The organism is Natronomonas gomsonensis, from assembly GCF_013391635.1.
Lineage (GTDB): Archaea > Halobacteriota > Halobacteria > Halobacteriales > Haloarculaceae > Natronomonas > Natronomonas gomsonensis_A.
In genome coordinates, this window is the sequence record NZ_JACAWU010000002.1 from 204,521 (window position 1) to 217,050 (window position 12,530).

At 64.8% G+C, this 12,530-nt stretch carries 16 protein-coding genes; 5 read left to right on the forward strand and 11 right to left on the reverse strand.

From position 1 onward, the window contains the following. Nucleotides 1–254: 254 nt before the first annotated feature. Nucleotides 255–821 (forward strand): DUF7524 family protein, encoded by a 567-nt coding sequence (locus HWX69_RS09275; RefSeq protein ID WP_178916839.1) that lies wholly within the window; start codon nucleotides 255–257, stop codon nucleotides 819–821. Here HWX69_RS09275 and HWX69_RS09280 read toward each other — a convergent pair. Further along, complete coding sequence (locus HWX69_RS09280) at nucleotides 818–1,909, reverse strand: DR2241 family protein (RefSeq protein ID WP_178916840.1); 1,092 nt, start codon at nucleotides 1,907–1,909, stop codon at nucleotides 818–820. The genes HWX69_RS09275 and HWX69_RS09280 overlap by 4 nt on opposite strands. A gap of 1 nt (nucleotide 1,910) precedes the next feature. After that, nucleotides 1,911–2,801 carry a CbiX/SirB N-terminal domain-containing protein gene (locus HWX69_RS09285; RefSeq protein WP_178916841.1) on the reverse strand — a complete coding sequence of 297 codons (891 nt, stop codon included), beginning with the start codon at nucleotides 2,799–2,801 and terminating at the stop codon, nucleotides 1,911–1,913. A 98-nt stretch (nucleotides 2,802–2,899) separates the two neighbouring features. On the opposite strand from HWX69_RS09285, the gene HWX69_RS09290 reads away from it, so the two are divergent. Both HWX69_RS09290 and cysS read left to right on the forward strand, forming a co-directional pair. Further along, nucleotides 2,900–3,367, forward strand: a complete 468-nt coding sequence (locus tag HWX69_RS09290; protein WP_178916842.1) for a DUF7523 family protein — start codon at nucleotides 2,900–2,902, stop codon at nucleotides 3,365–3,367. A gap of 38 nt (nucleotides 3,368–3,405) precedes the next feature. Beyond that, nucleotides 3,406–4,887: a cysteine--tRNA ligase gene (cysS, locus tag HWX69_RS09295; protein WP_178916843.1), complete on the forward strand. Its 1,482-nt coding sequence runs from the start codon at nucleotides 3,406–3,408 to the stop codon at nucleotides 4,885–4,887. Nucleotides 4,888–4,975: 88 nt separating this feature from the next. Here the strand turns inward: cysS and HWX69_RS09300 are convergent, their stop codons facing one another. Beyond that, nucleotides 4,976–5,461 carry a PadR family transcriptional regulator gene (locus HWX69_RS09300; protein ID WP_178916844.1) on the reverse strand — a complete coding sequence of 162 codons (486 nt, stop codon included), beginning with the start codon at nucleotides 5,459–5,461 and terminating at the stop codon, nucleotides 4,976–4,978. A gap of 231 nt (nucleotides 5,462–5,692) precedes the next feature. Here HWX69_RS09300 and HWX69_RS09305 point away from each other — a divergent pair, with 231 nt between their 5' ends. Beyond that, nucleotides 5,693–6,328: a DUF6517 family protein gene (locus HWX69_RS09305; protein ID WP_178916845.1), complete on the forward strand. Its 636-nt coding sequence runs from the start codon at nucleotides 5,693–5,695 to the stop codon at nucleotides 6,326–6,328. Nucleotides 6,329–6,345: 17 nt separating this feature from the next. Here the strand turns inward: HWX69_RS09305 and HWX69_RS09310 are convergent, their stop codons facing one another. The 8 genes from HWX69_RS09310 to HWX69_RS09345 form a co-directional block, all read right to left on the reverse strand. Beyond that, on the reverse strand, nucleotides 6,346–7,569 hold the full coding sequence (locus HWX69_RS09310) for a tripartite tricarboxylate transporter permease (RefSeq protein WP_178916846.1): 1,224 nt from the start codon (nucleotides 7,567–7,569) through the stop codon (nucleotides 6,346–6,348). An 88-nt stretch (nucleotides 7,570–7,657) separates the two neighbouring features. Then, nucleotides 7,658–7,996, reverse strand: coding sequence for a 50S ribosomal protein P1 (rpl12p, locus tag HWX69_RS09315; protein ID WP_178916847.1), 339 nt, complete (start codon nucleotides 7,994–7,996; stop codon nucleotides 7,658–7,660). Between the two features lie 6 nt (nucleotides 7,997–8,002). Continuing rightward, nucleotides 8,003–9,055 (reverse strand): 50S ribosomal protein L10, encoded by a 1,053-nt coding sequence (locus HWX69_RS09320; RefSeq protein ID WP_178916848.1) that lies wholly within the window; start codon nucleotides 9,053–9,055, stop codon nucleotides 8,003–8,005. After that, nucleotides 9,052–9,690: a 50S ribosomal protein L1 gene (locus HWX69_RS09325; RefSeq protein WP_178916849.1), complete on the reverse strand. Its 639-nt coding sequence runs from the start codon at nucleotides 9,688–9,690 to the stop codon at nucleotides 9,052–9,054. Before HWX69_RS09325 ends, HWX69_RS09320 begins: the two co-directional genes overlap by 4 nt. Nucleotides 9,691–9,816: 126 nt before the next feature. Then, the gene (locus HWX69_RS09330) at nucleotides 9,817–10,245 is read right to left on the reverse strand and encodes a thiol-disulfide oxidoreductase DCC family protein (protein WP_348643001.1); all 429 of its coding nucleotides are present in this window, start codon (nucleotides 10,243–10,245) and stop codon (nucleotides 9,817–9,819) included. Between the two features lie 69 nt (nucleotides 10,246–10,314). Continuing rightward, nucleotides 10,315–10,806 carry a 50S ribosomal protein L11 gene (locus HWX69_RS09335; RefSeq protein WP_178916850.1) on the reverse strand — a complete coding sequence of 164 codons (492 nt, stop codon included), beginning with the start codon at nucleotides 10,804–10,806 and terminating at the stop codon, nucleotides 10,315–10,317. 84 nt (nucleotides 10,807–10,890) lie between these two features. Beyond that, entirely contained in the window at nucleotides 10,891–11,091 is a 201-nt protein-coding gene (locus HWX69_RS09340; RefSeq protein WP_178916851.1) for a VNG_1110C family protein, read from the reverse strand. A gap of 62 nt (nucleotides 11,092–11,153) precedes the next feature. Beyond that, nucleotides 11,154–11,318 carry a hypothetical protein gene (locus HWX69_RS09345; RefSeq protein WP_178916852.1) on the reverse strand — a complete coding sequence of 55 codons (165 nt, stop codon included), beginning with the start codon at nucleotides 11,316–11,318 and terminating at the stop codon, nucleotides 11,154–11,156. 96 nt (nucleotides 11,319–11,414) lie between these two features. On the opposite strand from HWX69_RS09345, the gene HWX69_RS09350 reads away from it, so the two are divergent. Continuing rightward, a complete protein-coding gene (locus HWX69_RS09350; protein ID WP_178916853.1) occupies nucleotides 11,415–12,530 on the forward strand; it encodes an OBG GTPase family GTP-binding protein in 1,116 nt (371 codons plus the stop codon).

A 12,530-nucleotide genomic window follows, 5' to 3' on the forward strand; every position in this document is an offset into this window, starting at 1 on the left:
AGCGCGGTTCTCCGAGCCGACCGGAGGGAGGCGTCGGTAGCGCGCACGGACTGACGCGAGCGAAGCGAGCGGAAGGAGTACGCGCTATTTTCCCCCACGTTTTTGCCGTCATCAAATCGCGTAGCGATTTGATTGCCCATCAGATTCCACAGGAATCTGATGACCGCGGAGGCGTGTTCGCCCTCGGCGCACCGCCGGAGCGTGCAAAAAGTGGGAGGCGAGTATTTTTAACCTCACCGGCCGACCCCCTGCCCGTGACTCGAACGCTCGGCGTCGACATCAATCGGTCGGGCCTCCACACGCTGGACGCGCCGACGACGTTCGAAGCCGACGGGCCGTTCGTCGTCGAACTGCGGAACCACGGTGAGGCCTCCCACGTCCACCTCCATCTCGACGATACGCTCTCGGAGATCGCACGCATCGAGGCGTCGAACCACTACGTCGAATCCGAGGAGGCTCGCGGCGTCCAAGTCGAGGTTCGACCGCGACCGGAGTGGCCACGCGAGAGCATCCGCGGGAAGTTGAAAGTCGTCACCGCCCACGGCGGTGAAACCCACTTCGTCGACGTGATTTTCGACCGGACGCCGGAGAAAGAGCCGGTCGAAGTCGACCCGGACCTCTCGAAGCCGCAGCAGACCGACGATTCGTCGACGCCGTCGACGAACCTCCGGGCGTTGCCGGTCGTCGTCCTCGCGGCAATCGCGCTGCTGTTGGCCGTCGCTGCGCTGATTACGGCCGACGGAATCAACTTCGTGATGGGCGCCTTCGCCGTCCTCGCGGGCGGTCTGTGCGCCGTCGCGGCGTACTATCTCCTCGGTTAGTTCTCCTCGTCATCGGTCGGGACGCCACAGAGCCGTCCCTCGTCGTCGAACCGCTTGGCTCTGAGGAACCGCGTCCGATAGCGGTTGGCGCCCTCGTACACGTCGGCCTCGCGGATGTCGTCGGCCTCCCCGTCGGCGACGGCGTCGATGATGTCCTCGATTTGTTCCTTCTCGGAGGGCGTCAACTCGAACTCGTAGGTTTTCGACTGTTCGCCCTCGAGTTTCGTCCACTGGCGGGCCGCCGCGATGACGAGCGAGCAGGGTTCCCGGCAGGGGAAGGCGCCGTCGCCGCCGTCGACCGCGAGGTCGGTGTCGTCGTCGTACTCCCACTCCCGACGCTTGAGACACTGAGAATCCGCACAGCAGGCCTCCGCCACCCAGTCGACGTGTTCGTGGCCTTCACCTCGGTCCCACGTCTCGACGACGCCGTAGATGCCCGTCTGTCGCTCCATCGTCTCCGTCCAGTTCGAGACGTCGAGGTCGCCTTTTCGCTCGAGATACCAGTTGGCGACCGTCGCAGGGTAGACGATGTCGACGGTCCGGGCCAACGCCCGACCGTCGAGGTCGAGAAACGCCCACCCAGTCGGGAGCGTCGGAGCGGTCTTCAGCGGCCGGTATCGGCCTCTGTCGTCGCGTTTGACGAGTTCGCGCGCTTCAAGCGGGTCGGTGTGGACATCGAGGGACGCGGTGTCGGCGTCGGCGTCGTCCTCGTGGCGGAGCGTGTAGGTCCGGTCGCCGTCGTCGCCGAGACCGATTTCGATGGCGAGTTCTCCCCACGATGCCTCGATGCCGCCGTCGGCGAGTGCCTCGTACCGTTCGGGCACCGGGCGGTCGTCGGCGCCTTCGAGCCATCGGAGGTACGCCGTCTCCGCTTCGGGCCGGTCGCGCTCGTTCCAGTAGTGCCAGTTCGAGACGAACCACGGGTTCTCGGTCGCATGCTCGCGGAGTCCCGATTCGGCGAGTCCCTCGTGGGTCTCGCCGGGCAGTTCGAACGTGTAGGCGTCGCCGTCGGCGGTGACGCGGAGGCCGTCGCAGTCGACGCCCTCGTCGGCGGCCGCCACCAGGGCGTCGAGTTGTGCGTCGTTCACGTCAGTCCCCCACGCTCGCGTTGCTGTCGGCACCCGCCACGCGCGTCCGGCGGCGGATTTCCTCGATTGCGTTCCCGACGTTGGCGCCGGCGTCGGCGGCCCGCTCGATGATGACGTCGGCGGTCAGCGCCTCGGTGCCGACGGCGCCGGCGTACCAGATGCGGTGGCCATCGACTTCGGCGGGCGTCTCCCACCCCGTCCGGTAGTCTTCGGTCAGCCCCATGTCCTCGGGGATGTCCTCCTGGGTGTGATAGCCGTCGGCGACGAACAGCGGGACGACGACGATGTCTTCGCTCTCGAAGAAGTCGGTCACGTCGTCGATTTCGGGGTCCTCGTCCATGAACAGCGCCTTCACCTCGTCGAAGCGGCCCATCTCGCCGATGCGCTCGGCGTGGTACTCGATCGCCTTCGCGGAGTTCTCGTTGCGCTCGGTGCCGTGGCCGACGACGGCCAGTCCGAACCCCTCTCCCACGTCGGGGTCGTCGGTCACCGTCTCGGCTCTGCGGACGATGACGTCGCTCATCGCGTCGTGGGTGCCGACGGGACCGCAGTAGTGGACCGTCTTCTCCACGTCGCCGGCCTCCAGCGTGCTGTGGGTCGCACTCGTGCCGTCGGAGTCCCACTCGGCTACGTCCCAGTCGTCGAGGCGGAGCTCTCGGGGGATGACCTGCTCGGTGAAGTACCCCTCCGAGATGAACAGCGGGACGACGTACACTTCCTCGCTTTCGATGGTCCGAAGCACCTCGCGGAACGACGGCTCTTCCTTCCAGAAGGCGGTCCGGACCTCGTCGAAGACGCCGGCCGCACGCACGGTATCGGCGTGCTCGTAGGTGGGCGTACTCGCGTCCGGGTTCAGATGCGACCCGTGGGCGACGATGACGAGCGCTTGCATACCCGAAGGCACGGCCAGCGCGCTCTTAGGGGCTTCGCAACCCGAAGGTCGGGTTCGGGGACCGACATCGGTTTGTCGCCGCGCCGAGTGCGACCGACATGACCGTCGCTGCCGACACCCGCGAGGCCGTCCGCGAACACCCCTTTCTGGAGACTGCCCTCCGGGCCGGCGTCGTCAACTACACCGCCGCCGCACGCTTCCTCAACGTGGGGGACGTCGAGGCCGTCACCGCCGCGCTCCGACGGTACGCCGAGGAGTTAGCGGAGTACGAACCCCCGAACCGCCGCGCCAGCGTCTCGATGAAGTCGGGTGTCGGTCCCGCCGACGGGGACACCGAGGCCTTGCTCGTCGTCGGCGACACCGCCTTCGCTGCGGACGGCGGCGACAGCACCGCCGTCGTCGCGTCGGGTGATGTCGATGCCGATGCTCTCGCCGACGTACTCGGACGGCTCCGGACCGCCGAAGTCGGTGTCGAGGCGGCCGCCGGCACGGAGGGAACGCTCGTCGTCGTGGTCGGCCACCGGGACGGCGCCAACGCCGTCCGGGCCGTCGAGGACGCGTTATAACGACGCATTGAAACCGACCCGGGGAGTTCCCTCCGACAATGACTCTTCGTGTGCTGAACACGCTCTCCGGGGAGCGCGAACCGTTCGAGCCGGCCGACCCCGACGACGTACTGCTGTACTACTGTGGACTGACCGTCTCGGATGCGGCCCACCTCGGACACGCACGCACGTGGACGCACGTCGACGTCATCCACCGCTGGCTCGAACACCTCGGCTACGGCGTCCGCCACGTCGAGAACATCACCGACGTGAACGAGAAAATCGTCGCCCGAATCGGCGAGGACGACCTCGGCGACAGCGAAGGCGCGGTCGCCGAACGGTTCGTCGGCCAGTTGCTCTCGGATATGCGCGCGCTGAATCTCAAGCGGGCGGAGGTGTACCCGCGGGTTTCCGAACACGTCCCCGAAATCATCGACCTCATCGAGACGCTGGTCGAGAAGGGCTACGCCTACGAGTCCAACGGGTCGGTGTACTTCGACGTGACCGAGTTCCCCGACTACGGCAAACTCTCGAATCAGCGACTCGAGGACGTCGAGGCACAGGGCGTCGACGAGGAGCGCTCGGAGAAACGCCACCCGGCGGACTTCGCGCTGTGGAAGGCCGACGGCGTCAGCGAGTCCGCCGTCGCGGAACACCGCCACGACGACCGCACCTACGCCGTCGACTCGCCGGCCGGCGAGACGTGGGAGTCGCCGTGGGGCGAGGGTCGTCCCGGCTGGCACATCGAGTGTTCGGCGATGTCGATGACCCACCTCGACAGTTCCATCGACATTCACATGGGTGGTCGGGACCTCGTCTTCCCACACCACGAGAACGAAATCGCTCAAAGCGAGGCGGCCACCGGCGAGCAGTTCGCGAAGTACTGGCTGCACGCCGACCTCTTCCAGATGGGCGACGAGAAGATGTCCTCCAGCCTCGGCAACTTCATTCCCGTCTCGGAGGCCGTCGACCGCTTCGGGACGAACGCCCTGCGGATGTTCTTCGTCTCGGCGTCGTACAACTCCACGCAGACCTACAGCGACGACGCCATCGAGGAAGCCATCGAACGCTGGGAACGGCTCGAAAACGCCTACAGACGCGTCGTCGATGCCGTCGACTCGCCGGACGCCCACACGAAAGTCGAAAGCGACCTCCGCGGCGCAGTCGAGGAGACTCACGAGGCGTTCACGGAGGCGATGAACGACGATTTCAACACTCGCGAGGCGCTGGCGGCGCTGTTCGACCTCGCCTCCGCCGCCAACGCACACCTCGACGAACGCGACGACTACGACTACCGGGCGCTCCGTCGGACCGTCGAGACCTTCGAGGAACTGGGCGGGGACGTGTTCGGCTTCGATTTCACCGGCGACGGCGATGGCGAGGCGACGCTGGCGGGCGAACTCGTCGAACTCGTCCTCGACGTGCGGGAAGCCGAACGGGAGGCCGGAAACTACGAACGCGCCGACGAACTCCGTGACGACCTCGAAGCTCTCGGCGTCGAGGTACAGGACACCGACGACGGGCCGACGTATCGGCTCTGAACTCGCGCGCCTTCGGCTCACGACTGTCGAAACATCGTAGCGAAAGCAGAAGTCGGTTTCCGCACCGAATCCGGAGGAGGGTTGGAGGTTATTCGTCAGTCGGGTCGATTTCGTCGAGCGCCTGTTGGAACACGAAGCCCAACGCGAGGTGCTGTTGCATCGCGTCTTCGAGCGTCTCTCGGACCGCTTCGCGGTCGTCGATGCGGTACTCTTTGGTCTGGATGAGTTCGTGCATCTCGAGGAGGCCATCCTCGTCGAGGTCGTGAAGCGCCGGGTAGACGGTTCCCGGACTCAGATCGGCACCGAAGAATCGGGTGAGGTCCTCCATGATGCCCTTCCCGTGGGCGTCGTCGGTTCGAAGCCCGACGAGCAACAGGAGCAGCGGGGAGAGGGACTGTTTCACGAGTCCATCGTCGATGTTCAGACAGCCTTCGGGCGCGAGCGTCCCGGAGGTGTCGGTCACGAGCTGTTCGGTGCGTGCAGCGGGGTCGCCCGTACCGTTGCCGCCGCCGTCTTTTGATAGTTTTCCAACCAGTTCCTGTAACTCCGCCTCGGACTGCTTTCGAGAACTCATGCGGCCACCTCCGGTGTGCAAAGCATATTCTTCACTAGTTATGATGGTATATAAATTCCCGGAAATTTCTCATTATTTGTTCATAACTTGTGTTTGCTATCATCGTCTCCGTCCGCTGGAGACAACGGACCGTCGGGTTTGGCGGCGTGTGACCGCTGAGAACGCGTGCCGTGAAATACGTTGCCACGACGGCCACGTAACTTATACACCACCGACATGATACCGTCGAGTATGAAACGACGCACGGTGCTTGCCGGCGTTCCCTCGGCACTGCTCGTGGGTAGTATGGCAGGTTGTACCGACCTCATCACCGGCGACGAGGCCCGGTTCGAGGCGGCAACGGCGACGGTTTCCGAGCAGGCCCGCTCGGACACGGACTACGAAGAACAGTCCGTCGAAGAGGACGTACGAGAGCGGAACTTCGAGCAGGTCGACCGAACCGTTAAGGTTGTGAACATGCTCGCGGAGTACTCCCGGTCGGTCGACATCGGCCTCGGTCTCAGTGGGGAACTCGCTCGGTTCACCGTCCTCTCCACCCCGCAAGTCGAAATCGCCGGCAAGGCGTTCAACCCCATCGACGATTTGGACAACAAGGAACTCGCTTTGCGGCTCCAAGAGCAGTACGACGGCATCGACAACGTCCAGCCCGTCGACGAGCGCGACGGGTCACTGCTCGGCGAGACGGTTACCGTCTCTCGGTTCGAGGCCGAAGCACAGACGAACGGCGAGAGCGTCGAGGTCTTCATCCACATCGCACAGACCCAAAGCGAGAGCGATTTCGTCGTCGCGCTGGGCGTCCACCCGAAGGATATCGAGGAAACCGACCGAATCGACCGCCTCCTGGAAGGCGTCCAGCACCCGGCCTGAAACTCTGACGGCTCTTTTCACCCGACTACGATTGGCCCGATGAGTACGCCCATCAAATTCGCCCGTCTGGCACCGAACCGCGCGGGAACCAACCCGACAATCGTCGCGGCGACGTAGGCAGCCACGCCAAGCCCTCCTGCGAACAGCCACGAGAGTCCGGCGAGTCCGACCAACACGGCCACCGAAAGACGTGTTGGGTCCATTCGACCGACGGCCAACAGATACCGGTCGCCCACCGCCGGGACGGCGACGAATCCGACGGCCGCCGCGACGCCCACGGCGACGAGCAGGTGCGGAAGCGACAGCGGGACGCCGGCCGATTCGACAGCCACGAGGACGCCCGTTCGTGGGGCACCGAGTGCGACCAGCGCGAACAGCGCGAAGACGCAGTTCGCCGTGTTAACACCCGAAGTCGTGACGACGAACCCGCGGGCACCGTGACGGCCCGGAACGGCGAGCAACGACAGCGTCGACGCGATAGCGCTCGACACTGCGGGAACGTAGCCCACGACGGCACCGGAAAGCGTTCCGAGGCCCGCCAGCCCGGCGACAGACCCCTTCGACAGCGCGACGCCGGCGTCGTCCTGCGGTGGTACGCCGTCCCCGTCGAGCGCATCGAGCAGTACTGGCGCCCCGAACAGGCCGGCGAACAGCGGCGCCAACATGCCGCCCGCCGACAGCGGTGCCTCCGGAGAGAGTTCCAAGGTTCCGAGCCCGAGTAACGCACTCGCCGTCAGCGAACCCACGGCGACACCTTTCGCGAGGAGGCCGCGCTCGGTGAGCACCAACGCCGCGACTACGCCGAGCAAGACGACCGTGAGGTTCGAACGCAGCGTCGGCCAGACCGCGGCCATCGCTCTCGTCACCGGAATCGCCAGCGGTGCCGCGAGTGCCACTGCAGCGCCGCTGCCGAGCGCCGAGAGTCGCAACGCCTCGTGGCCTCGCCCCTCCAACACGAGTCGATGCCCCGGGAGTGCAGTAACGGCCATCGCAGCGTCGGGGACACCGAGGGCCAACGCGGGTACGATGTCGAGAAACGTGTGGACGACGCCGGCCGACAGCATCGCCATCCCGACGTACAGCGGCGGCCCCGGAACCGACGGGGCGACGCCCGCGAGGACGAGCGCCATGTTGTTGGCGTGGAGGCCTGGAACGAGACCGCTCGTAGTTCCCAGGGCGACGCCACCCAACACGAAGCCGAGCGCGACGGCGGTTTCACGGGGCGTGAAGACGAGTTCCATCGCGGAGAGTTGGTCGCGTCCCGATAGGTAAACCCTCGGCCGGTGCTGCCGCTGTGCAGTCGATAAAATGAAGAAGGTGTGTCCGGAGTTAGCCGAACAGCTCGCCGAGGCCTTCGCCGCCGTCGTCGTCGTCCTCGTCTTCCTCTTCCGCTTCGGCCTCTTCGGCTTCTTCTTCGGCGTCCTCGTCGGCCTCGTCGGCGGACTCTTCCGCCGCACCGCCCGCGGCGCCACCGGCACCGCCGGCGGGAACGGCCGCGGCCGTCTCGATGGCCTCTTCGATGTCGACGTCCTCCAGCGCGGCGACGAGCGCCTTGACGCGGGATTCCTCGACATCGACGCCCGCTGCGTCGAGTACGTCCGTCAGATTGTCTTCGTTGAGCTCTTCACCGGTCTCGTGCAGGATGAGTGCTGCGTAAACGTATTCCATTGTAAGTCACCCGAACATGTCGCCAAGGGCGTCGCCGCCGTCACCGTCTTCGGTGTCGTCGGCGTCCTCGGCATCGCTTTCGTCAGTTTCCGCTTCCGTTTCGTCTTCGTCGGCCGTCTCCTCGCCCTCGCTTTCGGGCTCGCTACCCGTGTCGGCAGGCTCTTCGACGCCGCGGAGTTCCTCCGGGAGGGCCTCCTCGTCGTCGATGACCGCTGCGAGCGCGCGGACCTGTGCGTCCGCCTTCGAGACGAGGTCGTCGGCGAGGTCGGGGCTCTCCACTGCGGCAGAGATGCCCACGGACTTGGCCTCGCCGGCGGCCTTCGCCAGCATCGACGGCGCCGTCTGGGCCGTCGGGTACTCGGCGTTGAGCGAGAGGTTCCGCGCCGCTGCGGCAGCGGACTGGATGTCCGCTTCGTACTCCTCGACGTCGATGGCGAGTTCCTCCGGCGCGAACAGCACGCCGTCGGAGAACACGCCGCGGAGGTCGAGACCGACCTCTTTCGGCTCGATGCCGAGTTCGCCGAGCACGTTCGCGAGGTCCTGTGAGACCTCCTCGCCGGCCGACAGCACCGTCGAGTCCTCCATCACCTTGATGGAGCCCTCGTCGATGCGGGCGTTGGCGCCGATGGACTGGAGTTCACCCACGAATGGACCCGGGTCGACACCCGTGTCGCCTTCGGGGATGACGATGTCGTTCGGCGCGACTTCTCCGGCGTTGATGGGTGCCGGCGTCTTCGACTCCTCGAGCTGTTTGTACAGCCCGAAGGGGTTGTCGTTCGTGCCGATGAGTCCGACCTGCCCGGCGACGTGCTCGGTCAGGTCCTCGAGGCCGTCGTCGACCTCTTCGAGCGCCCGCTCCATGAGCGTGTTCCGCGAGACGCGCAGGGCTGCGGTGCCGTGCAGTTCACGGCGCATGTCCTGCAGTTGGCGGCTCGGGATGCCGGTGACGTCGACGATGCCGACGGAGTCGTAGCGTTCGAGGAACGCGACGATGTCGTCGACTTCCTCCCGTTTCCACTCCGGAATCGTCTCGGTTTTGCGTTCGGCTTCGGCGCTCATGCGGGCACCTCCACGGCCGGCCCCATCGTCGTCTTCACGTAAATCGCGTCGATGTTCTGCGGGCCCTTCTCGAGGTCCGTGAACAGTCGACGGATGATGACGTCGATGTTGTCGGAAATGTCCTCGGCAGACATGTCCTCCGCGCCGACGCGCGTGTGGAACGTCCGTCGGTCGCGGGAGCGAACCTGAACGGTGTTCTTCATCCGGTTGACCGTCTCGACGACGTCGTCGTCGGGCTGCAGGGGCGTCGGCATCTTACCACGGGGACCGAGTACGGTACCCAGATAGCGACCGATGTCCTGCATCATGTCGGCCTCGGCGATGAAGAAGTCAGTGTCGTCCGCCAAGTCTTTCGCCGCGTCGTCGTCGTCTCCGAGGTCTTCCAGCTCGTCGCCGTCCAGGACGTCGTCTGCGACGTCCTGGGCGCGAATCGCTGTCTCACCTTCGGCGAACACGACGATACGCGTGTCCTGGCCCGTACCCGACGGTAGGACGATGCTCTCGTCTACCCGGTTGTTGGGGTCGTCTAGGTCTAGGTCGCGCAGGTTGATAGCGAGGTCGACCGTCTCACGGAAGTTCCGCTCGGGTGCCTCGTCGAGTGCGCGAGATACTGCGTCCTGTATCGAATCTGCCATCGTTCACCTCCGTAGTCGCAGCCACGTGGGCTACTACGGTGTGAAACAGGCTACGCCTGTCTCGTATCGAGCGAGGAGTATGACGCACTTAAGGCCGTCGAACCGCTTTCGGCGTGCCGACGCCTCTCACTCCTCGAGGAACCGCGATTCGAGGCTCTCGTCGGGCATCATACAGGACTCGCGCTTCCCGAACCATCCGTAGCGGTGGTCGGCGACGAAGTCGTAGATACGGTCTCGAACGAAGCGCGGCAGGACCACTGCGGGATACAGCGCCGAGTACGGAAGCCCGAGGCCCTTCAGAACACGTAACGCTGCGGTCGACTTGGTGTAGTAGTTCTCACCATCGACGAGGACGAAGGTGTCGAAATCTTCGGTGGGCAGGTCGTGGGCTTCAAGCAGTCGCTGGCCGGCGTCGGATTGCAGGGCCGAAAACTGGAACCGCCCCTCCGGGTCACGCTCGATGACCCACTGGACGAGGCCGTTACAGAGGTTACAGACCCCATCGAACAGCAAAACCGGGTGACCCTCCAGAGCTGTCGCTTCGTCGTCGTTCACGTCTCTATCGAGGAGTGGCGCAGTCAAAAGTTCGCGGTGTGACTGCTGGACGGATAATTACCGCCCGGATTACGCTGCGGCTTCGGATTCGGCAAACGTGTCGTCGAACTCGCCGTCTTCCAGTCGCTGCTTGTAGGTGCGTGCGTCCTCGCCCTCGATGGTGACGCCGAGCGAGACGCAGGTGCCGGCGACCTCCTTGGAGGCGCCGCGGGCGTCGTAGGCCAGCAGGTCGGGGAGTTTCTGCTCGGCGATTTTCTTCAGCTGCTCTGCGGACATGTCGGCGACGAAGTCCTCCTGGGGGACGCCGCTGCCGGTCTCGAAGCCGAGTTCGTCCTTGATGAGCGCCGCCGTCGGCGGCACACCCACGTCGATGCTGAACGACCCGTCGTCGTCGTAGTCGACGGTGACGGGCACTTCCGTGCCGTCGAACGCCGCGGTCTGTTCGTTGATTTCGTTGACGACCGCCTGCACGTCCACGGGGGTTGGGCCGAGCTCCGGGCCGAGCGGCGGTCCGGGGTTGGCCTGCCCGCCGGGGACGAGCACTTCGATAGTTCCAGCCATATCGAAACGAACTATCGCCGCGACTTTAAGGGTTGTCGATTCACTCCGGCGTGTGGTGCAGTCTCAGCCATCGCCGGTCGTCTCCTAGGGGAGCGAGATACCCTGTCGAACCAGATACTCGCTGACCTCCTTGATGACGACGGGGCTACCGATGATGCGGGCAGCGTTTCCCTCGTCGTAGACGGTGACGGTGAACTGCGCTTCGAGGTCGGCTTGCACCCCGTCCAGCGACGCCCACGGGAGAACGATCTGGGTGCTGTCGCGGAGACTGGAGGGGCTTGCCATCGAGAAATTGTTTCTTGTACCCGGTCATTAAATTGTTGAAACCCGTCCGAACGTGGTTCGAATCAGGCGTTGACGAGCAGGAGACCGAATATCGCGGCGACGATGAGGATACCGCTCACCTGCCGGAAGCCGTAGCCGAACAGCGTCGAGAAGACGAAGTGGAAGACGCCGACGAAGGCCAATCCGACACAGATGAGGCTGTAGGCGAGTTTCTTCTTGCCCTCCATACCGCCGCTTATCGCTGTCGCGATATAATCCCCGCGCTCGGGGCGAGTGAGGCACAACCGAACGCCTTTTTCGGCACCGACGACAGTACTCGCGTAATGGGGCTCAAAGAGGAGATCGAGGCGATCGAAGAGGAGATCGCCAACACCCCGTACAACAAATCGACCGAACAGCATATCGGTCGGCTGAAGGCCAAACTCTCCGAGAAAAAAGAGGAACTCGAACGCAGACAGTCCTCCGGAGGCGGTAGCGGTGGCTACGCCGTCGAGAAACACGGCGACGCGACCGTCGCGTTGGTCGGGTTCCCCTCCGTCGGCAAATCGACGCTCCTCAACGCCCTCACGAACGCCGACAGCGAGGTCGGTTCCTACGAGTTCACGACGCTCGATGTCAACCCCGGCATGCTGGAGTACAACGGCGCGAACATCCAACTGCTCGACGTGCCCGGCCTCATCGAGGGTGCCGCCGAGAACCGCGGCGGCGGCCAGGCCGTCCTGTCGGTCGTCCGAACCGCCGACCTCGTGTTGTTCGTCCTGTCGGTGTTCGAGATTCAGCAGTACGAGCGCCTGCGCGAAGAACTGTACAAAAACAAGGTTCGCCTCGACACCGAGCCGGTGCAGGTCAACATCCGCAAGAAGCACAAAGGCGGCATCAACCTCACCACCTCCGACCGGGTGACCCTCGACGACGATACTATCATGGGCGTCCTCCGGGAGTACGACTACGTCAACGCCGACGTGACCATCCGCGAGGACCTCACCATCGACCAGTTGGTCGACTCACTACAGGCCAATCGGGAGTACCTCCCGTCGATGGTCTGTGTCAACAAAGCCGACCTCATCGAACCCGACTACCTCGAAACCGTCAACGAGCAGTTGCGGGACCACGACATCGACCCCGAGGAAGCGGTCTTCATCAGCGCCGAAGAGGAGAAAGGACTGGACTCCCTGAAACAGACTATCTGGGAGGAACTCGGCCTCATCCGCATCTACATGGACAAGCCGGGGCGCGGCGTCGACCGCGAGGAACCGCTCATCCTCACCGAGGAGGAAAACACCGTCGACGACGCCATCGACAAACTCGGCGGGAGCTTCGACGAGCGGTTCCGGTTCGCTCGGGTCACCGGTTCATCGGCAAAACACGACGAACAGCAGGTCGGGAGGGACCACGAACTCCACGACGAGGACGTCCTGCGAATCGTCGCCCGGAAGTGA

Excerpts from the sequence above, each read along its gene's own strand:
- HWX69_RS09285 (WP_178916841.1), bottom strand. The coding sequence starts at position 2,801 with ATGCAAGCGCTCGTCATCGTCGCCCACGGGTCGCATCTGAACCCGGAC.
- HWX69_RS09290 (WP_178916842.1), top strand. The coding sequence starts at position 2,900 with ATGACCGTCGCTGCCGACACCCGCGAGGCCGTCCGCGAACACCCCTTT.
- cysS (WP_178916843.1), top strand. The coding sequence starts at position 3,406 with ATGACTCTTCGTGTGCTGAACACGCTCTCCGGGGAGCGCGAACCGTTC.
- HWX69_RS09300 (WP_178916844.1), bottom strand. The coding sequence starts at position 5,461 with ATGAGTTCTCGAAAGCAGTCCGAGGCGGAGTTACAGGAACTGGTTGGA.
- HWX69_RS09305 (WP_178916845.1), top strand. The coding sequence starts at position 5,693 with ATGAAACGACGCACGGTGCTTGCCGGCGTTCCCTCGGCACTGCTCGTG.
- HWX69_RS09310 (WP_178916846.1), bottom strand. The coding sequence starts at position 7,569 with ATGGAACTCGTCTTCACGCCCCGTGAAACCGCCGTCGCGCTCGGCTTC.
- rpl12p (WP_178916847.1), bottom strand. The coding sequence starts at position 7,996 with ATGGAATACGTTTACGCAGCACTCATCCTGCACGAGACCGGTGAAGAG.
- HWX69_RS09320 (WP_178916848.1), bottom strand. The coding sequence starts at position 9,055 with ATGAGCGCCGAAGCCGAACGCAAAACCGAGACGATTCCGGAGTGGAAA.
- HWX69_RS09325 (WP_178916849.1), bottom strand. The coding sequence starts at position 9,690 with ATGGCAGATTCGATACAGGACGCAGTATCTCGCGCACTCGACGAGGCA.
- HWX69_RS09335 (WP_178916850.1), bottom strand. The coding sequence starts at position 10,806 with ATGGCTGGAACTATCGAAGTGCTCGTCCCCGGCGGGCAGGCCAACCCC.
- HWX69_RS09340 (WP_178916851.1), bottom strand. The coding sequence starts at position 11,091 with ATGGCAAGCCCCTCCAGTCTCCGCGACAGCACCCAGATCGTTCTCCCG.
- HWX69_RS09345 (WP_178916852.1), bottom strand. The coding sequence starts at position 11,318 with ATGGAGGGCAAGAAGAAACTCGCCTACAGCCTCATCTGTGTCGGATTG.
- HWX69_RS09350 (WP_178916853.1), top strand. The coding sequence starts at position 11,415 with ATGGGGCTCAAAGAGGAGATCGAGGCGATCGAAGAGGAGATCGCCAAC.